This window comes from Arthrobacter cryoconiti (assembly GCF_020905375.1).
GTDB classification, from domain to species: domain Bacteria; phylum Actinomycetota; class Actinomycetes; order Actinomycetales; family Micrococcaceae; genus Specibacter; species Specibacter cryoconiti.
In genome coordinates, this window is record NZ_JAJJBU010000013.1 from 1 (window position 1) to 25,262 (window position 25,262).

Below are 25,262 nucleotides of genomic sequence, written 5' to 3' on the forward strand. Positions count from 1 at the left end.
CTCTTACTTCACGAGGGAGACGTTGAGGTTGTTGCCTGAGGGATTGGAAATCAGGCAATCAACGCGGCGGTCCCCGGAATTGGTCCAGGTGGATTCCGAGGGGTATGCGCTGGCCTGCTTGAGATCCTTAAACGACTTGGCTTCATTGGTGAGAGAAACCCCCGCGCAAACCTCCTTGCCCTTGGCGCTCAATGCCTCAGTGCCGGGAAAATCAGCGCCGTCCTCATAGTAGTAAGTGCCTACTAGCTGGGCTGAGTGAGGGCTGCTGCAAACGACGACGTCGGCCTTCTTGGATGGGGAGGCGAAATCACGCAGACAGTCACCTTCAATCCAATCCAGAGGTGACGCGTTAGGTACGATCACATCAAAATCATCCGCGGGCGTAGCGGGACTCGTAGCGGGACTCTTGGCTGTGGCATCCGGTGAAGGCTTCTGCTGCGCTGCCGAAGCAGTTGCTGCGGGCTGGGCCTCTCCTGAATTTACCTTTGCGGTACCGCTCAGCATCCCAATAACCATCCAGATCAGCAAGACGACAAGGATGATCCCGATGACGGCTACACCCAAGATGATAAACAGCTTGTTCTTGCTTTGTGGGCGCCCAGGACCACTAGGCCCTCCCGGGTTATTTTGCCAGGGTGCACCCGGTCCGCCAGGCCCAGTTGGCCCTCCAGGATTACCTGGTCCGCCGGGGCTGTTTTGCCAGGGTGCACCCGGTCCGCCGGGGTTGCCCGGGATGGGGGGAGTGCCGCGCTGCGCTGGCGCACCATAAGGAGGCACTCCTGCCTGGGCTCCCGGCTGTCCTCCGGAGCTCTGGGGACCAGCTTGGCCGTAAGGCGGCTGACCGCCTGGTTGACCGTAAGGTGGCTGGGCTCCTGGTCGGCTGTAGGGCGGTTGACCGCCTGGTTGACCGTAAGCCGGCTGGGCTCCTGGTTGGCCGTTGGCTTGTTGGTTTTGTGGCCCGCCAGCCTGTCCGTAAGCCGCCTGTCCGTATGGCGGCTGACCATAAGGCGGTTGGCCATAAGGGGGTTGCGCGGGAGGCTGTATCGGGGCCCCATGAACCTCGGGGGACTGGCCGGGTGCGGGAGGTTGATTGCCCGATGCTGCGGCAAGGGCCGCAGCATCGGCTTCGCTCTGAGCCAACTGACCCGGTGACTGCCACGCGTTAGCTTTGGGTTGCCACGGAGTTGCGGATTGCTGCCATGGCGTTTGTGGACGATGCCACCCTGAGCCGTCGTCGATCCCCCGGCCCTTGTAGGCCGGCGCAGCTCCCGATTCCGGCGTTGCTGGCGGGAGAGGCTCGCCATCTGGCGTTTCGGAATGGGCGGACGGTTCGTTGTGAGCTTGCGGCGCATTCGCGGGGGCTGCGGGAGGTTCCAGCGGCATGTCAGGCGCGGAGGCCGACGCAGGAGCCTGGGACGTTGTAGGTTCCGGTGTCGGCGCGTGAGCAGCTTCAGGGGCCTGGTCCGGTGTGGATGGCGTGGGTGCAGACCACGGGTTACTAGCTACCGGCGGCTTCGTAAAGTCGGTGCGCAGCACAGTTGATTCGTCGACGTCGGAGTCCTTGTGCTCCGTAAAATCCAGACGTGCGGGCGGGATGTTGGAGAGCACCTCGGAAGCGGGAAGCTGGGCTGAACGCTCAGCTTCGCGTTCCACCTTGGCTGCCTCTGCCTCGACCTCGTCTAGATTGACACTCTCCGCCACATCCGCACTGATCGCGGCATCACCTAGCTGTGGCTGGGACAACTCAAAGTCGGTCTCGGAAAGCTGAGATTCATGCTCTGCCTGCGGGCCTTCGCCAGCTTTATTGCCATCTACGTTGCTTGCGTCGTTCTGATCGTTCGTTTCGCTCACGAAGAACCAACCTTCCTTGCTGCGCCGGATGGTGGCACAAGATCTCTCGCCTGACAGAAGTGGATTGCCCCTACGCTCACGGAAATAATGGTGAGTGGACCCGGTGACGTAAAGACCAAAAATTATGCTCTTGCTAGAAAATACTCCCCATGTAACGCACTCTACCGAACATTTGACGCTCTGCAGAGGATATTGAGGGGTTCGCCATGGGGAGAACAACCCATAAGCGGACACGATCGCTGCAGAACTCATGTAATCTAGGACTTACGACAAATTGACCGAATATTCCGGAGCCTCGCTCTCAGCCCGAGCGACCACCTCCGGTCCAAGTGTAAAAAGGGGGTCACGCCATGGGGCGCGGCCGTCAAAAGGCGAAGGCAACCAAGCAGGCTCGGGACATTAAGTACTACTCCCCGAACACTGACTATTCCGCTCTGCAAAAAGAGCTCGGTGAGACCACTCGGCGTGCCCCGAGCCATCACATTGAGCTTCCGCCAGAGCCAGATTATTCGGCATATGAAGATAAGTATGCAGATCAGTTTCAGGACGACGACGAAGTGGACTCCCGCCGCATAGGCTAGGACCGCTTCGGCGTCACTCTCAACAGTCTTCGCACCGTGATGGGGTTCTCTAATGCCCTCTCACAGTGGAATGCTGAGGTTAGTGGCGCGGTCGTCCTGCAATTCCGCATGCCTCACGCCAGGCGCATCAGTTAACTATATTGCTGCCGTCGCGCCTGGTTGCGCTTCTCGCGCCCGGTTAACCGGGCGCGAGAAGCGCAACCAGGCGCGACGATGGTGTGTCGCTATCCTAAGACGCGTAGTTGCCCACTAGGCGAACAGCACCGCCGTCGACTCCCTTGGCGCCCTGCGTGTAGTCGGTGCCGGTACGGTCCGCGTCGGCCGCCTCAGCGGCGACAGTCCCCATAACCCACGACGGCAGGCCGCGGGAGTTCAGGCGGGCCACGGCGTCGTCGGCTGCGTCGGCGGAAACCACGGCAACCATACCTACGCCGAGGTTAAGTGTGCGCTCCAGGTCGGCAAGAGGGACGTTGCCCAGCTGTGAGACCAGGTTGAAGATGGCCGGCAAGCTCCAGGTGGAGCGATCCACTGTGGCGATCAGGCCCTGTGGAAGAACGCGCGCCAGATTCGCTGCCAGGCCTCCTCCTGTGACATGGCTGAAGCCGTGCACGGCTTTCTCCGCGGTGACCGGTAGGAAACGTGTCAGATCCAGGCAGTCTGCGGCGTAGACGCGGGTGGGTTCTAGGAGTTCTTCGCCCAGAGTGCGGCCCAATTCGGAAACCTCGCGGTCCAGAGCCCAACCTGCATGATTGATGACGCGACGGACCAAAGAATAACCGTTGGAGTGCAATCCGGAGGAGGCCATGGCGATGATGACATCGCCTGCACGCACGCGCTCTGGGCCCAGCAGTAATTCTGCCTCAACAACTCCTGTGCAGGCGCCAGCGACGTCGTATTCGTCAGGGGCCAAGAGGCCAGGGTGCTCGGCCGTCTCACCGCCGACCAACGCGGTACCGGCCACCTTACAGGCAGCCGCAATACCGCGCACAATGTCTGCCACCCGTTCGGGAACAACCTTGCCCGTGGCAATGTAGTCGGTCATGAATAGTGGTTCGGCCCCCACTACTACGATGTCGTCGACTACCATGCCGACCAAGTCATACCCGATCGTGTCGTGGATATCCATTGCCTGGGCAATAGCTACCTTTGTCCCGACGCCATCGGTGGATGTGGCCAGGTACGGCTTCTTGTACGTGAGTAGCTTTGAGACGTCATACAGGCCGGCAAATCCGCCAAACCCGCCGATCACAGAAGGACCGTGCGTTGCCTTGACAGCCTCTTTCATGAGGTCGACGGCGCGGTCCCCAGCTTCGGTGTCAACACCGGCGCTGGCGTAGGTGATGGAGGCGCGCTCTTGGGAGGCGTTGGTCATGGCGTCTCTTTCTTATGAACCGTTTGAGGCGGTGCGGTCTTTGTCGGTGAGGATGCTTTCCAGCTCAGAGTCCGGTCCAGGCTCGCAGCCGTTGGAGGGAGTGGCATCGTCGGTTTTGGTTCGCTCTAGTAAGTTCTTGCCCAGCCGATCGCTGGAAGGAAGCTCGATCGGGTAGGTCCCGGTGAAGCAGGCCGTGCAGAGGCGTTCACGCGGTTGCAAGGTGGCATCGATCATGCCGTCTTCGGTTATGTACGCCAGCGAGTCGGCGCCAATGGACTTGGCGATTTCATCGACTGCTGCACCGTTGGCTATGAGCTCTGCGCGTGAGGCAAAGTCAATTCCATAGAAGCACGGCCAGCGCACAGGCGGAGAGGAGATCTTCACATGAATTTCTGTGGCTCCGGCCTCCTTGAGCATGCGGACCACTGCGCGCTGGGTGTTACCGCGGACGATCGAATCGTCTACCACCACAATGCGCTTGCCGCGGATCACGGATTCGAGAGCGTTGAGCTTGAGACGGATGCCCAGTTTACGGAGAGTTTCGCTGGGTTGGATGAAGGTACGTCCCACATAAGCGTTCTTGACGAAGCCGTGGGCGAACGGGATGCCGGATTCTTCGGCGTAACCGATGGCGGCTGGTGTGCCTGATTCCGGAACGGGGATGACAAGATCGGCATCTGCATGGTTCTCCCGGGCCAACTGGCGGCCCATTTCCACGCGAGCTTCGTACACCGAGCGTCCGGCGATTGTGGCGTCTGGGCGGGCCAGATACACGTACTCAAAGACGCAACCAGCAGGAGTGGCGGGCGCGAAGCGCTGGCTGCGCACGCCTTCTTCGTCAATTGCGATGAACTCACCGGGCTCAATTTCACGGATGAAGCTTGCACCCATTGTGGCCAGGGCGGCACCTTCTGAAGCCACCACCCAGCCGGTTTCCAGACGGCCCAAAACTAGGGGACGGACGCCGTGGGCGTCGCGTGCAGCGTAGAGAGTGCGTTCATCCATGAACACAAAGCAGAAGGCGCCGAGCACCTTTGGTAGGAGTTCCATGGCCGTTTCTTCTAGGGAACGGCCCTCCACGCCCTGAAGCAAGGTGGTGACTAGCGCGGTGTCAGAGGTATTGCCTTGTGCCATTTCGCCAGCGGTAGGCACGCCGTACTTCTCCAGCACCATCTCGTAGAGTTCCGCCGAGTTGGTGAGGTTGCCGTTGTGGGCCAGAGCAACTGTTCCGCTGCCTGTGGCGCCCAAGGTTGGTTGCGCATTGGCCCAGTTGGATGAACCCGTCGTGGAATACCGGCAGTGGCCTACAGCCATGTGCCCGGTGAGCGTGTTTAGAGTAGATTCGTCAAAGACCTGAGAGACGAGTCCCATGTCTTTGTAGACACTGATCCGTTTGCCATCGCTTGTTGCGATGCCCGCAGATTCTTGGCCACGGTGCTGTAAGGAATACAGCCCGTAATAGGTTAGTTTTGCAACCTCTTCGCCGGGTGCCCAGATGCCCAGGACGCCACAAGCGTCCTGGGGTCCCTTCTCGCCGGGTAAAAGATCATGGGAAAGTTTTCCGTCTCCGCGTGTCACACAAGAATTATCTCATGTATCGGCGCGTGAGCCGAACGTCATTTTATAGAGCGCCAGACTCCGCTTGTTCGCCGTCGTTCTCTGGGACGGATTCGACGACGGCCCGTGTGGCCCGCCGGACGCTCACGCGATCCAGTATGAGGGCTACGACGGCACCCAGGCCGGCGCCGGGCAGGATCAGCAGAACTGCGAAGAAGCCGAAAATGCTACTAGGTTCAAAGGCCTCGATGCTGGGGGAAATGAGCGTCAGGATGCCGGCGACCACAAGGCCAAGAATTGCGCCCGCGATCAGAAATGGTACAAATTTGGGGGCCCGACGGACCAGCAGCGCACGCCGTTGCGGGGACACTGGCTCAGTGTTTGAAGAATGCTCAACAGGCTGGGAAGTCATAGTTCAAGGGTACCGCCCGAAATGGAGAGGCCGGTGTGGGAGTAATGCAGCCCCGGTTGAGAGGCCTGCAGAACAGCCAACTAAGGTGCGGTGGCAGGCGTGAGAAGTGGGGTGGCAATGCCAGCTGACTCCTTGATGACCAGAGGTATCTTCCCACTTGGGTTGTCCCGCGCGGCCGCAGCCGCGACGGCATCGATCTGCTCTGGGGCAACATAAATGCTCACGGTGGCGCTGCGCCCGTCGGGAATGATCTTGTGGATGGCAGCACCTTGAAGAGAGGGAAGCTGCGATTGCCAGGTGGAGATGGCTTGGACGGCTCCTTGGAGCTGCTCCGCATTGAAATCAACTAGCTGAGGGATCGCGCCAGCCCCCTTGACGGCTTTCTCCGCTTCTTGCGTCGTGACGGCCACGTGCAATTCATTGTCCTGAATCCAAGCATCGGAATAGGCCGGGCCAAGGGATATTTTCAAGGAATCGTTTAATCGCAGTAAGTCGTTGGTGAGAGCATCGTTGGCTTGCTCAGAGACTTGCGGCTGACTGCTGTTTGGGGACGTCGCGCTGTTACTTGCGGTGCTTCCGGCGGAACATCCACTCATGCCACATGCTCCCACCATCGCCGCGGCTAATGCTGCGACGGCTAGTCTCCTATGGTTCATTGGGGTTCCCGAGCCTACAGTGTCCTGGTGCGTCTGCGGAAGAGCATGATTGCCCCGCTCATGAGCAGCAAAATTCCTGCCGCGCCGAGGCCCGCCACGGATGAAGGTACCCCGGTGTTGGCCAGGGGGATGGGACTGGATGGGTTAGCCGCCAGAGCCGCTACGGGGGGCGAGAGCACTGTAAATGTGGACGTCACGGGTGCCGAAGTGACACCGGACAGGCTTTGGGTTAAGACAAGTGTGTACACGCCGGGTGCCAGCGGATCGTTCAACGTCAGGGACCATGTGCTGCCATTGACAGCTGGTGTGTAGCTTTGGCCGTTGAGCAATAAAGTGATCGTGGCTCCGGGAAGGTTGGTTCCGGAGATGGTGGTGGGAGCGGGATTGAAAACAATCTGCTGGTTGTCGGACAGCGTAGTGGACGACGGCGCCGTAGGGATGACGCTGAAGGTAAGCGTAGCCACGGGGGAGTCGGCCCAGCCAGCCAGGGTTTGCATGATGGTGGCGGTGTAGCTGCCCAAACCGAGGGCTGGGGAGAGGTGGATGGTCCACGTGCCGCCGGCATCCACAACCGTGGTGAATGTCGTGGCACTGGCGAGGCTTCGGGTAGCAAATCGTTGCTTGTTATTGCTGAGTGTACGGGCAGCGTCTGCTTGGCTGCTGATGGCCAGGGTGAGCGTTGCTCCAGGGCGACCTGTTCCGGTAAAAAGTGAGACTGGGGAGGTGCCAGCTGCAGGCAGTTCAGTGGTGGCCGGCTCTGGCAGTGGCTCCAAGGCAACATCGAGGGAAGTGCTGGTTGTCAGGGAAGAGTTGAATCCGCTATGGGCCACCGCACTGATGGGGAACGTGCCAAGTTTGTTCGGTGCCGGAAGTGTCCATGCTCCACTGGCATCGAGCGGGACCGTGGTGGTGGCGCCGTCGATCGTGACGTCGACGGTAGTTCCAGCCGGCGCACCGGGCACCGTGCCCGTAATGGCCCCTTGCCGGTACACAGGGCTGGAGGAAGCAAACACTGGAGCGTTGAGGAAGATCTTGATGCTGTAGCCGTCAGTGGCGGCCAGCGCAGTGGGTAAGTCTGCGCTGATTGCCACAAGTGTTCCGTCAGGCATTTGACCGCCTGCACTCGTTAGCCCTACAGCCGTAGTGCCCGAAATGACGGGACCGCCGGAGTCGCCGGGGCCACTAGCCATGGAGCCGATCGAGGCAAAGCCACGGACGGCGCGCACGTCCAAAAGATTCCCCTGGGGATTATCCTGGGAGGGATAACCGATTCCGGCAATGACGTAGACGCCTATTTCGTTCACTGCACCACACGTCCACCCAGTGGTTCTTCCTGATTTGCACACGGGTGCTCCCAGCACGGCGCTGGTGACACCGGAAATCTGAACGTTCGCGGGGTCCTGGGAAATTTGCTCCGGAGTTGCAGGATTCCAGGAGCTTGCATTGCTCCAATGAGCCACGGCAGGCAACGGTGTCAGGGACGCAGCGATCCCGTCTATGACGGAGACATCGGTGCCAATATTTCCGTCCGCGGTTCCGTCTGGATTTTCTATGGTCCAGGCGTTGTTCACGCCACCAAATTGTTGGAAGCCGAAGGACCCCAGCGGGGTCAGTTTGGTCACCGGTCCCTGGGCGTTTGTGGCGGCGGTGTCCGTGGCAGGGTTGGTGAGTGTGGTGACTTTGGCGGCCCCGTCTTCGGCACAGTGCCCTGCAGAGATCACGGCAGGGTGCCCGGATTTGTCGAAGGCGTTGAAGCCCGCACTGCACAGCCAACCGTTGGTATCGCTGGCATTGACGCTTGCGAAGTAGCCTTGGCCGTTGACTAAATTGTAGGGATCACCCGGAGCGAAATGTGCTTCGGCCGGACCGGCGGCTGCCTCAATCTTCACGTTTGGGTACTGGGCAGCAAATGCAGCAACGGACAGGGAAACTGGCTTCGCGAAACTCGTGGGAGTGGGTGTGGTGTTGGTTGCTCTGCCGGTACGGATGACGAATTCACCCGAAGCGTTCCGCGCTACCGAGAACAGGTCTCCCGCTCCAAAAGCCTTGACGTAGTCGCTAAAAAGAGCGTCAACGCTCGTGGCTTCAGCTTTTGCCACGGAGTTGGCAGGCTGGGAAGGTGCCACGGTGAGCTTGGCTACTCCGGCTATTCCAGCTGCTTTCGAGGCCGCATGCGCAGCATCGGCAGCTGCCGCCTCGGTGTGGACAGTGATGGTGTTCCCTGTCAGGGAGACGACGGCGGAGGGGTCAACTGTGGTGACTTCCTTTTGAAGTGCCGCAGCCTTGGCCGCAAGCTTCCCCTGGGCATTGAACGTTTCAACGCTCATGCCTAGATCGCGTTTGAGAGCAACAGCGAGTCCGCCAGGCGCGGATTCGGAGGCAACTGCGGGAGAGGGCGCCACCGTCGATGGGGCTGGTGTAGCCACCGGGGACTGTGCGGCCGGGGATTGCGTGCTGACCGGGTCGGAGGCCGGGGCGCCCAGTGCCGCGCTGGGAACAAACGTGCTGGCAAGGAAGACTGAGGCGGCGGCGCAGACCACAACCCCACGCCGATAAAAGGCGAGGGTGGATGCTTGCATGTGGTTCTCCCTGAGAAGGTCGACGCGGTTGGCCAGAATTTGAGGGTGAGGCTGATAGTACGTGTAAAACTACTATCAATGCCCAGCGTTGTGGGCAGAGTCAAGAGTTTAGTCCCTGAAGGCCGCGAATGTTACGCCAAACTGGCCGAACTAGAGGGGAAGGACCTCGGAGAGGTCTGCCCGCAGGCCAGAGGCGGCCACGAGTCCCTGCCCGACGGCGTCGGACCAAGTGGTACGCCCGCTCACGAGCGCCAGCCAGGTGTCAGCGTTGCACTCGACAACGTTGGGAGGTGTGCCGCGGGTATGGCGGGGACCGGCGATGCACTGTGTGACTCCGAACGGAGGAACCCGCACTTCCACTGAATTACCGGGGGCCCTGGCCGTGATTTCCTCCAGCGCATAGCGCACAGCCATGGCCGTGACCGCCCGATCCACACTCCCCTGACACCAAGCCTGGAGGGCAGAACGACCTTCTGTTTCCGCTATGCGCCGACGGGCAACCATGGTGGTCTTCTAATCCAACAAGGCGCTGACAGCATGGCCCAGCCGAAGGCTGCCGGCTCGAACGCCGCCGCCTAGGACGGGTGGGACAACTTTGCTGAGGACCTCGGCCACCTCGGGCACATCGAGCGCTCCGGATGCCGCCAGCAGCGTCAAAGCCACTAGTGTGCCGGCGCGGCCGTTTCCATCAAGCATTTTCACAACAACGCTGGCCCCGGTCGGAGCTGCCATGGCAATAACGCCTTCTGCCCCGGTTTTCGCCAACACTCCTAGGTCTTCCATGACCACGGTGTTGGACTGCCCATGTCCCTCCACGGCCCACGGGTAATCGAGCATGGATGTGGCAATGGTGGCGGTGCGGGCATTTGCGTTTTTATCCGACGGCGCCTTGGCCAAGGTGCTGAACGCACGGGCGAGCCCGGTGAGCGTCACTGCCATCACCGGTGCGCCGCAGCCATCCACGCCCGTGTGGTGGACTTGCTGCTCGGTGTATTCCTCCACCACGGTGCGGACCGCCTGCTGGAGGGGATGCCCGGGGTCTAAATAACCGGCCGTATCCCAACCGTTTTCCATACACGCCCACAGAAATGCGGCATGTTTGCCGGAGCAGTTCATGGCAAGTTTGGATTTTCCACGATCAGTACGGACCAGCCATGCACGCGCTTCGGGGTCCGACGGCCAGGCCGTGGGGCAGCCCAGGTGTTTTTCGCTTAGTCCGGTGGCGGCAAGCATCCCGGAAACCAGATCCATGTGCTCCAGAGAACCGGTGTGGCTACCAGCGGCCACAGCAACCTGGGCACCGCGCAACGGGACGCCAGCCTGCATAGCCGCGAGTGCCTGAAAAGGTTTTAGGCATGATCGTGGATAAATGGGAGAATCTACGGCGCCCAGCGTTGTCACCACGGAACCGTCGCCAGCGAGGACCACCGCTGATCCCAGATGCCTGGACTCTACAAAGCCGCTGCGTTCTAGAACGGCAAGTTCGACGGCGTCGTGGGCCGAAAAGGTCTGCATCATGCGATTATCTTAGACGACGCAGGCGGGCAGCGAAGCCCGACGTACGCGGTTTCATGGGCGGCCTTCCCATCCCACGCGCCCGGCCTTGTACCCTTGGATCGTGAAGGTTCTAGTGATTGGCCCAGGCGGCCGCGAACATGCCATAGTCCGCTCCTTACTGCGCGACCCCAATGTCACCGAGGTTCATGCCGCTCCGGGTAACGCCGGCATGGCAGAAATTGTGCCCACTCATGCCATCGATGCCAATGATCCCGCGGCCGTAACTGCCTTGGCGCTCAAGCTTGATAGCGACCTTGTGGTGGTTGGCCCGGAGGCCCCACTCGCGGCAGGGGTTGCAGATGCATTACGTGCAGCGGGGATCGCGGTCTTTGGGCCCAGCAAAGATGCGGCGCAGCTGGAGGCGTCTAAAGCGTTCGCCAAGACTGTCATGGCGGAGGCCCAAGTTCCCACGGCGATGGCGCGGGTGGCCACCAACGCCGACGAAGCTGCGGATGCACTGGACGCCTTTGGAGCCCCGTACGTGGTCAAGGATGACGGGCTTGCAGCAGGTAAGGGTGTGGTGGTCACCGATGACCGCACACAAGCTCTCGCCCACGCGCAATCATGCTTTGATGCGGGTGGAACTGTAGTGATCGAAGAATTTCTCGATGGACCTGAGGTTTCACTTTTTGTTCTGGCCGACGGCCACACGGTCATGCCGCTAGCTCCGGCCCAGGATTTCAAGCGGATCTACGACGGCGACGAGGGGCCCAACACCGGAGGCATGGGCGCATATTCGCCGTTGGAATGGGTGCCTGAGAACCTCGTAGCAGAGGTGATCGAACGCGTGGCTGCGCCCACGATCGACGAGATGGCCCGCCGCGGTACACCCTTCGTGGGCGTGCTGTATTGCGGATTGGCGCTTACCAAGCGCGGAATGCGCGTGATTGAATTCAACGCCCGCTTCGGAGACCCTGAGACCCAGGCTGTCTTGGCCAGGCTAAAGACTCCCCTCGGTGGTGTCCTGATGGCGGCCGCCAAAGGGCAGTTGAGCGAGTGCGAGGAGTTGCGGTGGTCCGCTGAGACTGCTGTCGCCGTCGTCCTGGCCAGTGAAAACTACCCAGATACCCCCCGAACTGGAGAGAAGATTCGCGGGGTGAAGAAGGCTAATCGGCTCGACGGCGTCCATGTCCTGCACGCGGGAACGGCCACTGACGAGTCGGGCAACACCATAAGTGCCGGAGGCCGGGTCCTGGCAGTGGTTGGCTTGGGCTCAGACCTCGTGGAGGCTCGCGAGCGTGCCTACGCCGGGATTGAACAGATTTCCCTAGAAGGCGGCCAATACCGCACGGATATTGGGGCCAAGGCGGCACGCGGCGAAATTACCGTTGCCGGCACCGCCACCGAAAGATAAGGACTTTTTCATCATGTCTTCTGCAAGAAATTCTGTTCCTGTTCTGCCCGGCTGGGACCATGCCTATTCGGGTAAAGTACGTGAGCTGTATGTACCAGCGGCGTCGGGGACGGGCAGCTATGCGGGACGCACCGACGTCGTTCTGGTAGTGGCCAGTGACCGGATCAGCGCCTACGACTTCATCTTGGAAAGCGAAATACCGGACAAAGGACGTGTCCTGACCCAGTTGAGTCTTTGGTGGTTTCGCCAACTCGACATTCCCCACCATGTGTTGGCAACCACGGTTGAGGAAGGAGTCCCCACTGAGGTGGCAGGGCGGGCCATGGTGTGCAAAAAGTTGGATATGTTTGCGATCGAGTGCATTGCCCGTGGGTATCTGACCGGATCCGGTTTGTTGGAATACCGCATCTCACAGACAGTGTGCTCTCTGCCGCTCCCGGCAGGGCTCAGTGATGGATCGCGCTTGGATGCACCCATTTTCACGCCGTCGGCCAAGGCAGAAGTCGGCACCCACGATGAGAACATCAGCTTCGAAACCATGGTCGCAGCAGTGGGGGACGGGTCAGCTCGCGAACTTCGTGCGGCGACAATGGAGATTTATTCGCGTGCCGAGGCCATAGCCCGGGAGCGGGGGATCATTTTGGCGGACACAAAAGTGGAATTTGGGATCGACCCAGCTACGGGTGTTCTTACCCTCGCAGATGAAGTGCTCACCCCGGATTCCTCACGATTTTGGGACGCGCAACTATGGGAGCCGGGGCGAGCCCAAGCCAGCTTCGACAAGCAATACGTGCGTGATTGGCTCACTGGCCCGGAATCTGGCTGGGACCGGACATCGAACACCCCGCCTCCGGCGTTGCCCAAAGAAGTGATTGACCGGACCCGCGCCCGCTACATCGAAGCCTATGAGCGTCTCACCGGAGAAAAGTTTATTTAGTTCGGAATCACGTGTGACTAAAGTTTGCTGATCTCCGCGTCGGCTTCGGCTCTGAGGTCCTCGGCGCCCGTCTGGACTGCGGATTCTCGTGCATTTCTAAAGGCAGTCAGAGCTTCATGGGGACGCCCCACAGCTTGAAGGGCTTTGCCGAGAAGTAGGAAATGATCACCGGCAATGTGCGCGGGCAATTCTTCCGACTGGAAATCGGCGGATTCTAAGAGTTCCAGAGCCTTGTCCGGTTCATCGTTGAGGAAGTGCCAACGTGCACGTAACAATGACATTTCCATTGCTTCCGTGGGGCTTGAGCCCACCACTGAATGTGCCAGTTCGCTGCGTTCGAGGGCCAGAAGAGTCTCAGGCTCCACGATTCCGGCGGCCAGTCTGACCCACGCCGTAGCCTTGTTGAATTGTGCCCAGCGAGCAAGGTCCTCAGCCGGGGATAAGAGTCGGCTGGCCTGGGCATGATGGTCCAAGCCCATGCGTATGTCCTGCCGGATGAAGGCAACGTTGCCAATGACCCAGTGCATTTCCCCGGCCGCTTGGGCGGGTGTGGAAGCGCTGATGGCATTGGAAAGATGCTGGCAGTGGGTCCATGCCTCATCCAGACGCCCGGACTCGGTGAGGGCTCCGATCAGCGTCTGAAGAGCCGCCAAGTAGGAGGAGTATTCTTCTTCGGTGTCGCCCGCTCCAAGGTCTACGGCCATGGTGGCTTGTTCGATGGCCTCTTGGAGTCGGCCCTGACCCATCATGGCGGCGGCCATGACCTGACGGGTCCGCATGGAAAGGGCAGCGCTGGCGATCGTCATGGGATGACGAATCAAGCTCGCTGATACATCGAGAGCTTCTTGGCATTTGCCTAAACGCATCAAAGAATTGGTTTGCAGATAGGCCATATTCCACCATGTGACCGTGTCACGACTGGCTTTGGCCTGCTCTGCTGCTTTACCGGCGCTCTCCACGGCTGCCGCATAGTCACGGGTGTCCCAACATTGCCGAGCATTCAAGGAAGCAAGCAGATATTCGCTTTCCTCCGGATAGCTTGGCTGAACCCATTCTTCGATGGATTGGGGTGCCATCCGTAGTTGTTTGGAAAGCTGGCGGATGATCTCCGCTGTGGGTTCCCGCTTGCCGTTCTCCAGCAAGGAGATGTAGCTGGCGGAATACAGGGAACCGCCCAGTTCCGCCTGTGTCAGGCTGCGCGTGATCCGTTCTTGACGAAGCCGCTCACCAAAACTGCTTCCCACTCTTGCTCCTCGTTGCAAACAAACATTTTGACGGACTCGTGGTTTAACTCTAATCTCTGACGCGGTGGAAATGCATCCGCCGAGCCAAAGACACGGGACTCTTAGCGTTTCACGCCGGCGCACAGCGTGAGTTTATACAATGCGGCATGGCCCTCTTTGGCTACCAGGGTGAAACCTTCGGACCCTGAGGCAAGTGTCACGCCCGGGTAAAGGGATCTGGGGTTATCGAACGCCGGAATGTAGTCCGTGCCAAAGTCCAGCAGATAAGTGACGCCCTGCCGTTTGGCAGCTGCGCACACTTCCTGATCACTGCCGACCCTGTTGAGCCAAAAACGCAGTGTATACATGTCCTCGGTCAGGTCCCCCTGCGAACTGTATGGGAAGAGCATATGCGATCCGGCCAGTGCCATGGCAAGTGCCGAGCCGTTGTAAGGGTTATTGGCAATGACGTCAGTTGGCTTGGTGTAGAGATCCAGTCTATGGATTAGAGCCAACTCACTTGCATCTACCTGCGCCTGCCCGTTGGGTTCCGTTGGCACGTTGTAGACGCTCTGGACGGCAGCGCCCATTTGCCATAATCCAGGATTGGTCACGGCCAGTACGACGACGAAGCCCGCCACCGCGCTAGTCACACGTAGCTGGCTGGGGCGTCTGCGGGTCTTACGGTTGCTGCGGCGTGCCAGCACCACTGCCAAGTAGTTGGCGCCCCAGCCAATCCCCATGGCCGCCAACGGTACGGCCACGAGTGGCATTAAGGCGGCCACGCGTTCCGGGTTGTCCCACCAAGGCGCCAAAAGCTGGTTCGCCAGAGTTAGATTAGTGCCAGCGGTGAGCGGGTAGGTGAAAGTGACCAAGACCAGCGACGCCGCTAGCCAGCGCATCCGATACACCTTGACGGCAGTCCACGCGCCAGCAATAACCAACAGGGTCAGCACGATTGCGGGAAACGTTACTGGATCCGGGGAATGGGTAAAGTTGCGCGCCAGTGCAAGTGGAAACGCCAGGAAGGCAGGACTGGTGTAGTTGAAAAGACTACGGATCTGCGGCAGCAATAAAAGTGCGCCCATCAGGGCTGTGCCGGTAACGAGGAGGATCCCCACCCGGATGAAACCGGAACGGTAGTTGCAGTGAAATCCGGTCCTCAGCCAGGCGAACAGCAAAAATGCTAGCAGCGGAGTGAGCACTAAAAGGATGCTGAACACCCCGTTGGGTTGCGCCAGGATGGCACCGGGCAAGAACAAAGCGACCAGTACCAACGCCGGTGCCGGCGACAGTAGCGTGTGCATCGATGGGCGGATGATGAGCAGAACCAGGCCAATGCCCACGGGAACCAGCGCATTGGACAGCGCGTTGGGATAGGCGGAACCGTACTGCAGCAAAAGGTACGGAAAAGCGGGAAATGCGGCGGCTAAGGCGCCAGCCGCCACCAACACGGTCCGATTGTTTCCTACCAATACCCGGGTTAAGAACACGCAGGAAAGCGGCCAGACCACGGCGGAGACGGCCAGCCACATGACGTTGGTAGCAGCAGGAACACTGATTCCCGTCAGAATCACTAAAAGGCTGGCCAGACCGTGCCAGGCTGCGGGATAAAAGCTGTTAGGCGCGGTGGGCAAGATAAACCGGGAAATCGCAAAGGAAGATGCGTCGGAGTTCTCAACCGCGTATTGCGTGGCATTGAGGTGGAAGACGGAATCGTAACCCTGAGTGAACTGTTCGGGGCTGGATGCTACCAAGACCAAGAAAGTGGTGGTCAGGACCATGGCTGTCAGAACACCAGCTAGGCCGGCACCCACGGTTCCCTTCTTGTCACGCGGCGCGGCCGTGGCGACGGCCGGAAAGAAGCGTCTGAGTATAAATATGGCAGCCATGGTGATGGCCGTCCCCAGCAAAACTACGGGGAAGTTCCACGGCAGGTGGAGCAGTGGGGCGACGATTGCACTGACACCAAGAATGGACACCGAGACGGCAGGGGTCAAGGTGATCGCGGCTAGCCCGCGAATCCGCAAAGACCACATGACCAGCGCCCCGGGCACACCAAGAATCAGCAGGGCCACAAGGAAGGCTGGCAACGCCTCAAGCCATGAAGTCACGCAAATGTCCTGTGTTGAGGATGGGCGGCTGGTGCTCGGTCACGATGTGCACTGCTGAAAATGGTGCATGCGGCTCATAAGTGCGCTTTAGTCTATCGCCGGGGATCATGATGCTCAGTGGTTAGCGCCACGATCGTTTTTGAAGACTGTATTAAATACAAGCAAATAAACACAAGAGGCAGCGTCCTTGTGGACACTGCCTTGTGACTCTGGTCGGGGTGACAGGATTTGAACCTGCGGCCTCGTCGTCCCGAACGACGCGCGCTACCAAGCTGCGCCACACCCCGATCCATTGCGTCTTCCGCACCGTTTTAAGACCCGGAAAAGCAACCTCTAAAGAATAGCGGACGGAGGAGGGGAACGCGAAATCGGGAGGAGGGCGGCTCCGCTACACTAACGAATTGCGCCAGGCTCCATGTAATTGGGCAAATCGGCCCCCGCCAGCAATCAACTCCGCGGGGGACCCGTCCTCCACCACCTCGCCGTCGTGCACCACCAGCACGCGATCAGCACTGGCCACGGTGGAGAGCCGGTGCGCGATGATCAACGCTGTTCGCCCGCCGGAGATACTGGAATCTGTCCCCCGCGAGTCGCCACTGAGCAGCCGGTGGAGTCCATCCTGGACCATTCGCTCTGACGGGATATCCAGCGATGAGGTGGCCTCGTCCAGGATCAGCACGGCCGGGTTGGCCAAGAACGCCCGTGCGAAGGAGATGAGCTGTCGCTGCCCGGCAGAGACCCGCCCGCCACGCTTGTTGACATCGGTGTCGTAGCCTTGGGGGAGTGCTCGGATGAACACGTCGGCGCCCACTTCTTGCGCAGCGGCCTCAATTTCCTCCCGGCTCGCCGACGGCTTTCCCAGGGCAATGTTCTCGGCAACGGTACCGCTGAAGAGGAACGCTTCTTGTGTCACCATCACTATTGCCCGTCGCAGATCTGCTGTGGACAGCCTGCTCAACTCAACGCCGTCGAGCGTGAGCGAACCAGCACTCACGTCGTAGAAGCGTCCAATGAGCTTAGCCAGGGTTGACTTCCCCGCCCCTGTGGCACCGACGACGGCGACGCTCTGGCCCGCGGGAATGTGCAGGTTCAGGCGGGGCAAGATCAGCGGGCCGTTCCCATAACGGAATTCGACATCCTTGAAAACGATCTCCCCATGCGCTGCCGGAAGGGGAACCGGATTGCGCGGCGGGCGCACTGTGGGGACCTCTTCGAGCAATCCGGACACCTTTTCCAAGGCGGCCTGGGCAGACTGGAATGAGTTGTAGAACATGGCCATTTGGCTCAACGGGGTAAAGAAGCGTTTGGTGGCCAGTAGCAGGGCCAGCAGCGCACCCACGGCAAGGCCGCCGTCGAGCACTCGCAGTCCGCCAGCTAGCAAAACCACTGCAACAGAGACGTTGCCTATCAACACCAGGCCCGGCTGGAAGATGCCGTTGAGATTGATGGAGCGGACAGTGACGCGCCGGTAGTCTTCAGCCAGCTCGTCGTAGGTAGCTGCATTCGCTTCTTCGCGGCGGAACGCTTTGACCGCCTTGATGCCTGACATCGTTTCAATGAAGTGCACTATCAACTTCGCCGAGACCACACGGGATGAGCGGTACGCGGCTTGCGAGCGACGCTGGTACCAGCGGGTCAGAAAGTACATGGGGACGGCGGAGGCCAGCACCAGCAGGCCAGTCAGGGCGTCCAGGGTGAAGATGCTCACGGCTGTCAGCGTCATGAAGATGATCCCGGACGCGAGATCCGAGACGCCGGAGTCCAAAAGCTCCCGGAGCGCTTCCAAGTCGGAGGTCTGCCGGGAGATGATGCGTCCGGAGGTATATTTTTCGTGGAATTCCAGGCTCAGCCGCTGGGTGTGGCGAAAGACCTGCAGACGCAGGTCCAGGAGCATCGCCTGGCTCAAGCGGGCAGTAGCAGTTAGATAGGCGGCCGTCAGTGAGGATGCAGCCAGGGCTGCCAGCATGTAGCCACCGCCGGTAACAAAGAGCTGCAGCGCACTAGCGCCATTTTGTGCGCTCAGTGCTGGAAGGGCGACGTCGATGCCGTAGGCGATCAACAGCGGTCCGGAAACTTTGGCTGCCTGGGAGAGCACCACCAGAACCACCGTGAGGATAAAACGACGTCTGACGGGTTTTAGCAGAACTCCCAGTAGCCGCACCGACCGCGCACGCACCGCCTTGCTGTCGGCGCGGCTGAGATCGACGCGGTCCTCACCTGAGGTCCCCAGCGGGGCTGCGCTGTGGGGGCTCATGCGTTGCCCTTCTGTTCTGATTCTGAGTCCACATCATCCTCCAGGTCGCTGTCCAGGTCCTGGGGTTCCTCGCTCAGGCTGGCCAGCACGTATCGGTAATGGCTGTTAGTGGCCAATAGTTCGCTGTGCGTGCCCACGGCGGCAATGCGACCGTCTTGGAGCAGTGCGACGCGGTCCGCCATGGACACAGTGGAAGGTCTGTGGGCGACGATCAAGGTAGTAGTACCTTCTAAGACCTTGCGCAGACGAGCCTCCACGCGTTCTTCCGTATTGACGTCCAGGGCAGAGAGCGGGTCATCGAGCACCAGCACGGCTGGGTGGACGGCGATCGCGCGGGCCAGGGCTATGCGCTGACGCTGGCCACCGGACAGGCTTAGCCCTTCTTCCCCAATCAAGGTATCGACTCCCTGCGGGAGCATGTGCACAAAGTCTGCTTGTGCAGTATCCAGGGCCTGGGCCAGGACGCCATCAGCGGAAAGGGAGCCAGCGGAAAGAGCGGGCGGGAGGACTGCGCCCAGTAAGACGTTTTCGCGAACCGAGTTGGAGAACAAGGTGGTGTCTTCGAAGGCCACGGACACATAGGACCGGAGATCGTTCAAGGGCAGTGAGCGAACATCCGTACCGTCAAGAGTGATCGAGCCGGAAGTGACGTCAAAGAGGCGGGGTACTAATGAGAGTAGGGTGCTCTTCCCGCAGCCGGTCACACCCACCAACGCCATGGTTTCTCCGGCGCGCAGCGTCAAATCTATTCCGTTGAGGACATCGGGCACCCCGTCGGCAGTGTCCGGGTAACGGAAATGGACGTTGTGGAAGACGAGTTCACCCCGCACATCGGAAAGTTTCTGGGGTACCAACGGCTCGGTGATGGTGTTGACGGAATCAACCACTTCAAAGTGCCGTTGGATCGCTGTCTTGGCTGCGAGTGTCATGGCCATGAGCGGTCCCATTGACTCCACCGGCCCCGCGACGACGGCGGCCGTGGCAAAGAACGCGACCAGAGCTCCGACGTCCAGCGAGCCAGCAGAGACTAACAAGATACCTACTACCAGCCCGGCACCAAGTGCAAGCTCGGGCAGGAGGGTGACGACCAGCGAGAACACGGCCAGAGAGCGGGCTTTGAGAATCTCTGTGCTCTGGAGTTCCTGCGCCTGCTCGGCGAAAGCGTCCAGGGCCTCCCGTCCCCGGCCGAAGGCCTTGAGCACACGGATGCCGTGGACCGATTCCTCCACGGCAGTGGCAAGGTCTCCGGCCTGATCCTGGCTCCGGCGGCTGACCCGGCTGTAGGCGCGGCGGAAGCGAAAACCGAAAATGACGATGGGCACGGCGGCTGCCATGAAGATCAGTCCCAGCTGCCAGCTCATGGAGAACATCAAGCTGACGCCGATCACCACCGTCAGTGATGTCACCACCAGCATGATGGCGCCGAAGGCCATCCAGCGACGCATGAAGTTCAGATCGCTCATGGCGCGGCTGAGCAATTGTCCCGAACCCCATCGGTCGTGGAATTCCACGGCAAGCTGCTGTAAGTGGCGATAAAACGAGGTGCGCATCTTCGTCTCCACCGTGGTGGCCGGGACGATCACGAATTGCCGGCGCAGTGCAATCAGGCCAGCTTCCACGATGCCCAGGCCTAGAACGACGCCGACCCCCACCCATAGGCCGCCGGTCCCGTTTCCGGGTTGGAGGGCAGTGTTGACCAACACCCGGTAAACCTGGGGAATCATGAGAGCGACGACGCTGGCAGCAAGGGCGGAGAGTAGGCCCCAGATCAGCGGCCAGATAATGGGTTTGAGCTGTGGGGAAAGCTTTTTTAGGGACGCTAGAAGCGTCGTGCCCTCTGTGTGGTTTGCCGTCTCCGTCATGCTGCTGTGTGACTGCCCAACTTCAGGGATCAAACGATCGGCTAGCGCGGTCGTCACTATTCTGAAGCATCAGTTTACGTCAGCGGGGCTGGAGTCTTAGCAGCCCGCTACACGGACGGTTTGGCGCTCAGGGTCAAGACAACGGCTTCGGGTCGGCATGCGAAGCGAAAGGGTGCTGTGCGCGAGGTGCCGATCCCACCTGAAACGTTGACCGGCGTCGTGCTCCCCTTGAAGTCCCAGTCGTGCAGACCCTTGGCGCGCCAGGTCGGGAGGTCACAATTACTTACCAGCGCACCGTAACCGGGCAGACAGACCTGGCCACCATGAGTGTGACCGGCCAGAAGTAGATCTGCGCCGTCTGCCGTGAAGTGATCCAGCACCCGCTGATAAGGAGCGTGCGCCACCGCTATTTTCACGTGTGGAGCCGTGTCCTGATTGACCGATCCACGAGGCCAGCCAGCGTAGCGCTCGCGGCCCAGATGGGGGTCATCTACGCCGCTAAAATCAAAACGAATCCCGCGCAGCGCAATTGACTGTGCGCGGTTGGTCAGATTCACCCAACCGCCCATACCAAAGCCGGTATGCAAGGCATCCGTGTCCAAGGCCATTGGGAGCGAGCGAGACGTGGATCCCAGCTTTGAAGGACCGGAGAAGTAGGCGAAGGGGTTCTTCATGCGCGGTGCGAAGTAGTCGTTGGAGCCGGGAACGAAAACGCCGGGGAAGTCCATGAGCGGCGCCAGTGCTTCCAGCAGCGCAGGGATCGCCTTCGGATGGCTGAGGTTGTCCCCGGTGTTGACCACCAGATCAGGCTCAAGAGCAGCCAGTGAACGCAACCAACGTGCCATCTTGTGCTGTCCTGGGGAGAAATGAATGTCAGATAAGTGCAGCACTCTGAACGGGGCTGATCCAGCCGGCAGGATGGCCAGGTTTTCTTCCCGCACGGTGAACCAATTCCGCTCAATGAAGACCCCATAAGCGACACACCCCACGCCGGTAGCCGCAGCAAGTGCTGCCGCCTGGCCTAGGGCAGCCAGACGGGGGTGGGGTGTGTTGGAAGATACCATGAGGGGGCCGGTCAGTCCTTCTTCTTCTCAGCTGCAGGCGGGGAAGGTGGTGCCGTGGCTTTGCCGTCCTTGTCCTTTGGGGCGGCGGGGGGCGGTGCTGGTGGGTTGACGATGCTAGCAGGCGGTTGGGGGAAGGATCCGGTGTCAAAGTTTCCGGCCACAGCATTCATATACTGCTGCCAGGCCTTACCCGCATAGGTGGCGCCGTCCACGTAGCCAATACGTTGCCCGGCGATCAACAAACCGTTGTTGGAACGGCTCTTGCCCTCCGGACTGCCAACCCACGAGGAGGTAACAAGGCCTTTGGTGAAGCCGGTAGTCCACGTTTGCTCGGAGATGTTGGTGGTTCCGGTCTTGGCACCTGCCGGGAACTTCAAGGGAACTTGATAGCCCGAACCGCGGGCCAGCACGTCCTGAAGAACAGACACCACGCCTGCGGCCACTTCTGGTTTGATGCTCTGCTGGCAGTCCGGACCAGGCACCGGCAATTGTTCGCCCTTCGCGTTTGCGATCGAGACCAAAGCCACGGGATTGCAGTGGACGCCGCCGGAGGCAAAGGTAGCGAACGCTGTAGCCATGGTTAACGGTGAAACTTCGCCGCTGCCAAGCAAACTACTGACATTGCTGAGGTCGTACGGCTTGTTCGGGTCTGAACCCTCATGAATGCCGGCGGCAGTCATCATCTTTTGGATGTTGCACATGTCCAGTTTGTCTGCCGAGGCAATGGTCGCGGTGTTGAGCGAGTTGTACAGTCCTTCACGAGCAGTCAGGCTCCGGTAATAATCGCCTTCAGCGTTTTGCAAATCAGGGTCTGCATTGACTGGATCACTGGAGTCGTAGGAGCCCGACGTGGTCCCGCAGGTGTTGGTCCACTTGTGTGAGGTTGGGTAGCGCCGCACAGCGCCATTAACCACTTCATTAATCTTGTGTCCGGAGTTCAACCATTCGGCGAAAGTGAACGGTTTGATGGTTGAGCCAACATCGAACCCGCCAGAGCCGCCCAAGCTGTTACCTTGTTTGTCAACGCTGTCGACAGCGAAGTTGTAGGCACTGCTCCATTGACCTTCCGGAGCGTTGAGTTTGGTGTTCTGTGCCATCGCTAAGATCTTGCCAGTGGCAGGCTGGACGGTCACGAGTGCTTGGCCCACCTTGTCCGGGTTATTCGCCACCGGGGTGAATCCCTCAAACGTGCTCTGTGCGGCGTCCTGCAAGCCCGGATCAAGGGTGGTGGTGATGGTCAGTCCGCCTTGGTTGAGGAGCTTTTCACGGGCCTCCCTCGTCTTGCCATACGCGGGGTCATTGGCAATCAGATTTGAAACGTACTGGCAAAAGTACTCTCCACGGACGGCCGTGGTGCACCCGTTCACACTGGGTGTGACCTTCAAACCGACGGGGGCGGCGACGGCCTCGTCGTGTTGAGCCTGGTCGATCATTTTCTGTTCCAACATGTTTCCCAGGACCATGTTGCGCCGGGACAGAGCATTATCGGGGTTGGTCACCGGGTCGTAGTAACTGGGACGGTTCACAACACCAGCCAGCAAAGCAGCCTGCGGGAGGGTCAGATCTTTAGCGTGAACGCCGAAATAGTACGTGGACGCGGCTTCAATCCCGTAATTGTTATTGGCGAAGAACACCCAGTTCAAGTACCCCTGCAATATTTCATCCTTGGAGTACTTCTTCTCCATGGCGATTGCCAGCTTGATCTCACGGACTTTATCGCCAGCGGTCTTGTCATAGCCGATTTTTGCCTGATCGCCTTGTCCTGCGGCCTCAAGCGTTTGGATGATGACGTTGTTAACATACTGCTGGGTGATGGTGGAGGCGCCTTGACGACCACCGCCTTGGACCATGGAAACCACAGCACGCAGCAGACCCTTTGTGTCTATACCGCCATGTTCGTAGTAGCGGGCGTCTTCGATGGCGACAATTGCGTTCTTCATGAACGGTGAGATCGCGTCGAGGGCTACTTCGGTCCGGTTCTGGTCGTAGAAAGTGGCGAGCAAGGAGCCGTCGGACGCGAGAATCTTGGAGGACTGCGCGGGCACCCCCACGTTCATGTCATCAGGCAACTGTTCAAAGAAGTTGATGGATGCGTTGGCCGTGTTGCCGGCCAAAGCGACCGCAGGAACCATCAGTCCAGCCACCATGACCCCACAAACGGCGCTCACACCGAGGAAGAGCATGAGCTTGCCCAGGGTAGTGGCGGTATCGAAAATGGGGTGTCTTTTTGCTGCCATTTTTCCAGTTTACCGGTAGGGGCTAGGCTTTGAAGCATGACCAAATGGGAGTACGCCACGATTCCGCTTATTATCCACGCAACGAAGCAGATATTGGACCAGTGGGGTGAGGACGGCTGGGAGCTGGTTCAGGTGGTAACCGGGCCTGACGGAAACGGGCTCGTCGCTTACCTTAAACGAGAGAAGGCATGACCATGGAAACAGCGTCAAATCAAGGAACTTCACGCATTGAAGCGCGTCTGGCGGAGATGGGTCTAACCCTGCCTGCCGTCGCAGCGCCGGTGGCTGCTTACGTACCCGCCGTCATCTCAGGAAACTACGTCTACACCTCCGGACAGCTGCCCTTTATTGATGGCAAGCTCACAGTTACCGGGAAAGTGGGAGCCGAAGTTAGCGCTGAAGAGGCCAAAGCGTTGGCCGCCACGTCCGGTCTGAACGCCATTGCGGCACTGAAGAGCGTCATCGGGGATCTAGACCGGGTGACACACATCGTCAAGGTCGTAGGTTTCGTAGCCTCTGACCCTTCATTTAGTGGCCAGTCCGGCGTGATCAATGGGGCTTCGGAGCTCTTTGGTGCCGTGTTTGGCGACGCCGGTGTGCACGCACGCTCCGCCGTCGGGGTTGCCGTTTTGCCGCTTAACTCCCCCGTCGAGGTTGAGTTGATTGCCCAGTTCCAGTAGCACCCCCGTGGTTGCCGGTTCTGCGTGCAAAAAGCGGATTTTCCCGCTAAGCGCAGATCAACGTGAAGCCGCCCAGGCTTGGGTTGATTTTGGCGACCGCACACCTAGCAAGGCCCGGTTTGCTTCCTCGGTGGTGCTGTTGAAGGACAGCCCCACCGGGCTGGCGACCTATATGACGTACCGACCCGGTGGTTCGCCGCTGGGCCGGGTAGCCTTCCCGGGGGGAACCGTCGAGCCCGCAGATGACGACTTCACCGATTGGGTCGGACCGTCCCCGGAGCAGTGGGCGAAGGCTCTGAGCACAGACAATGTGGAGATGGCAAAACGTCATGTGGTGGCCGCCATTCGAGAAACTTTTGAAGAAACCGGAATTCTGCTGGCCGGAGCCGATGCATCTTCCCTGGTTGAAGGTGTTTCTGGCCCTGAATGGATGAAGGCTCGAGAAGCCATTGCTGTCCAGGACACCACGTTTGCCCAACTTCTGGAACGGCGCGGATTGGCTCTGCGCACCGATTTACTTAAACCGCTCAGCCACTGGGTGACCCCCGACTTTGCGCACCGCCGTTTTGACACCCGTTACTTTACGGCGGCTCTCCCGGTCAATCAGGAGCCTCAACTCCTCTCCAGCAAGGGAGTCTGGGGCCGCTGGGCTTGTGTAGGCGAGGTTCTGGCCGCTCGGGAAACCTCCGCATTGGGAGATGAGATCGGCTTGGATACGACCGTCGCGCTGACCTTGAGGGAACTGGTTGTGCCGGGGGCGGAAGTTATTCTGGAGAAGTTGGGAGCGGCACGCGGTTGTATTGCGTATCTGAACCACAAACGCGCCATGAACGAATACAAGCCAGAGCTACTGGCCGGTGCTGAAGGTTCCTTCGAACTGGAAGTACGGGCCACTCCTGCCTCTGAAGGTGCGGCCTGCCGCGAACGCTAACCCCCACGGTGGCCGTTAGAAGTACAAAGAGCGCCGCGCGT

General features: G+C 60.0%; 20 protein-coding genes and 1 tRNA gene. 6 read left to right on the forward strand and 15 right to left on the reverse strand.

The genetic code is table 11. From position 1 onward, the window contains the following. Positions 1 to 3: 3 nt before the first annotated feature. Positions 4 to 1,851 (reverse strand): hypothetical protein, encoded by a 1,848-nt coding sequence (locus LOH53_RS06600; protein WP_230066942.1) that lies wholly within the window; start codon positions 1,849 to 1,851, stop codon positions 4 to 6. 350 nt (positions 1,852 to 2,201) lie between these two features. Between LOH53_RS06600 and LOH53_RS06605 the strand changes: the two genes are divergently transcribed. Beyond that, the gene (locus tag LOH53_RS06605; RefSeq protein ID WP_230066943.1) at positions 2,202 to 2,432 is read left to right on the forward strand and encodes a DUF3073 domain-containing protein; all 231 of its coding nucleotides are present in this window, start codon (positions 2,202 to 2,204) and stop codon (positions 2,430 to 2,432) included. A gap of 229 nt (positions 2,433 to 2,661) precedes the next feature. Here the strand turns inward: LOH53_RS06605 and purM are convergent, their stop codons facing one another. The 7 genes from purM to LOH53_RS06640 form a co-directional block, all read right to left on the reverse strand. Further along, positions 2,662 to 3,804 (reverse strand): phosphoribosylformylglycinamidine cyclo-ligase, encoded by a 1,143-nt coding sequence (purM, locus tag LOH53_RS06610; protein WP_230066944.1) that lies wholly within the window; start codon positions 3,802 to 3,804, stop codon positions 2,662 to 2,664. Positions 3,805 to 3,816: 12 nt separating this feature from the next. Continuing rightward, positions 3,817 to 5,382, reverse strand: coding sequence for an amidophosphoribosyltransferase (purF, locus tag LOH53_RS06615; RefSeq protein ID WP_230066945.1), 1,566 nt, complete (start codon positions 5,380 to 5,382; stop codon positions 3,817 to 3,819). Positions 5,383 to 5,425: 43 nt separating this feature from the next. Beyond that, positions 5,426 to 5,773 (reverse strand): hypothetical protein, encoded by a 348-nt coding sequence (locus LOH53_RS06620; RefSeq protein ID WP_230066946.1) that lies wholly within the window; start codon positions 5,771 to 5,773, stop codon positions 5,426 to 5,428. Between the two features lie 80 nt (positions 5,774 to 5,853). Then, positions 5,854 to 6,369: a hypothetical protein gene (locus LOH53_RS06625; RefSeq protein ID WP_230066947.1), complete on the reverse strand. Its 516-nt coding sequence runs from the start codon at positions 6,367 to 6,369 to the stop codon at positions 5,854 to 5,856. Positions 6,370 to 6,443: 74 nt separating this feature from the next. After that, a complete protein-coding gene (locus LOH53_RS06630) occupies positions 6,444 to 9,008 on the reverse strand; it encodes an LPXTG cell wall anchor domain-containing protein (protein WP_230066948.1) in 2,565 nt (854 codons plus the stop codon). A 150-nt stretch (positions 9,009 to 9,158) separates the two neighbouring features. Then, on the reverse strand, positions 9,159 to 9,512 hold the full coding sequence (locus tag LOH53_RS06635; RefSeq protein WP_230066949.1) for a sterol carrier family protein: 354 nt from the start codon (positions 9,510 to 9,512) through the stop codon (positions 9,159 to 9,161). A gap of 9 nt (positions 9,513 to 9,521) precedes the next feature. Continuing rightward, entirely contained in the window at positions 9,522 to 10,526 is a 1,005-nt protein-coding gene (locus LOH53_RS06640; RefSeq protein WP_230066950.1) for an asparaginase, read from the reverse strand. Between the two features lie 100 nt (positions 10,527 to 10,626). On the opposite strand from LOH53_RS06640, the gene purD reads away from it, so the two are divergent. Then, positions 10,627 to 11,919 carry a phosphoribosylamine--glycine ligase gene (gene purD, locus LOH53_RS06645; RefSeq protein WP_230066951.1) on the forward strand — a complete coding sequence of 431 codons (1,293 nt, stop codon included), beginning with the start codon at positions 10,627 to 10,629 and terminating at the stop codon, positions 11,917 to 11,919. A gap of 13 nt (positions 11,920 to 11,932) precedes the next feature. Further along, entirely contained in the window at positions 11,933 to 12,856 is a 924-nt protein-coding gene (locus tag LOH53_RS06650) for a phosphoribosylaminoimidazolesuccinocarboxamide synthase (RefSeq protein WP_230066952.1), read from the forward strand. Positions 12,857 to 12,873: 17 nt separating this feature from the next. Here LOH53_RS06650 and LOH53_RS06655 read toward each other — a convergent pair whose 3' ends face one another. From LOH53_RS06655 to LOH53_RS06685, 7 genes are all read right to left on the reverse strand, one after another. Continuing rightward, positions 12,874 to 14,100 carry a helix-turn-helix domain-containing protein gene (locus tag LOH53_RS06655; protein WP_230066953.1) on the reverse strand — a complete coding sequence of 409 codons (1,227 nt, stop codon included), beginning with the start codon at positions 14,098 to 14,100 and terminating at the stop codon, positions 12,874 to 12,876. 101 nt (positions 14,101 to 14,201) lie between these two features. Next, positions 14,202 to 16,193: a DUF6541 family protein gene (locus tag LOH53_RS06660; protein ID WP_230066954.1), complete on the reverse strand. Its 1,992-nt coding sequence runs from the start codon at positions 16,191 to 16,193 to the stop codon at positions 14,202 to 14,204. A 210-nt stretch (positions 16,194 to 16,403) separates the two neighbouring features. After that, positions 16,404 to 16,480 (reverse strand) — tRNA-Pro (locus LOH53_RS06665). Between the two features lie 101 nt (positions 16,481 to 16,581). Next, on the reverse strand, positions 16,582 to 18,447 hold the full coding sequence (locus tag LOH53_RS06670; RefSeq protein ID WP_230066955.1) for an ABC transporter ATP-binding protein: 1,866 nt from the start codon (positions 18,445 to 18,447) through the stop codon (positions 16,582 to 16,584). Next, complete coding sequence (locus LOH53_RS06675; RefSeq protein WP_230067101.1) at positions 18,444 to 20,309, reverse strand: ABC transporter ATP-binding protein; 1,866 nt, start codon at positions 20,307 to 20,309, stop codon at positions 18,444 to 18,446. The genes LOH53_RS06670 and LOH53_RS06675 overlap by 4 nt, the downstream gene beginning before the upstream one ends. Before the next feature lie 107 nt (positions 20,310 to 20,416). Beyond that, complete coding sequence (locus LOH53_RS06680) at positions 20,417 to 21,373, reverse strand: metallophosphoesterase (protein ID WP_230066956.1); 957 nt, start codon at positions 21,371 to 21,373, stop codon at positions 20,417 to 20,419. 11 nt (positions 21,374 to 21,384) lie between these two features. Further along, the gene (locus LOH53_RS06685; protein WP_230066957.1) at positions 21,385 to 23,610 is read right to left on the reverse strand and encodes a transglycosylase domain-containing protein; all 2,226 of its coding nucleotides are present in this window, start codon (positions 23,608 to 23,610) and stop codon (positions 21,385 to 21,387) included. A 36-nt stretch (positions 23,611 to 23,646) separates the two neighbouring features. Between LOH53_RS06685 and LOH53_RS06690 the strand changes: the two genes are divergently transcribed. From LOH53_RS06690 to LOH53_RS06700, 3 genes are read left to right on the forward strand one after another with little or no spacing between them, the layout of a single operon-like run. Then, positions 23,647 to 23,802, forward strand: a complete 156-nt coding sequence (locus LOH53_RS06690) for a DUF4177 domain-containing protein (RefSeq protein ID WP_107503899.1) — start codon at positions 23,647 to 23,649, stop codon at positions 23,800 to 23,802. Between the two features lie 2 nt (positions 23,803 to 23,804). Next, positions 23,805 to 24,290, forward strand: coding sequence for a RidA family protein (locus LOH53_RS06695; protein WP_376991749.1), 486 nt, complete (start codon positions 23,805 to 23,807; stop codon positions 24,288 to 24,290). Continuing rightward, complete coding sequence (locus LOH53_RS06700) at positions 24,274 to 25,221, forward strand: NUDIX hydrolase (RefSeq protein ID WP_230066959.1); 948 nt, start codon at positions 24,274 to 24,276, stop codon at positions 25,219 to 25,221. Before LOH53_RS06695 ends, LOH53_RS06700 begins: the two co-directional genes overlap by 17 nt. The last annotated feature ends 41 nt before the right edge of the window (positions 25,222 to 25,262 follow it).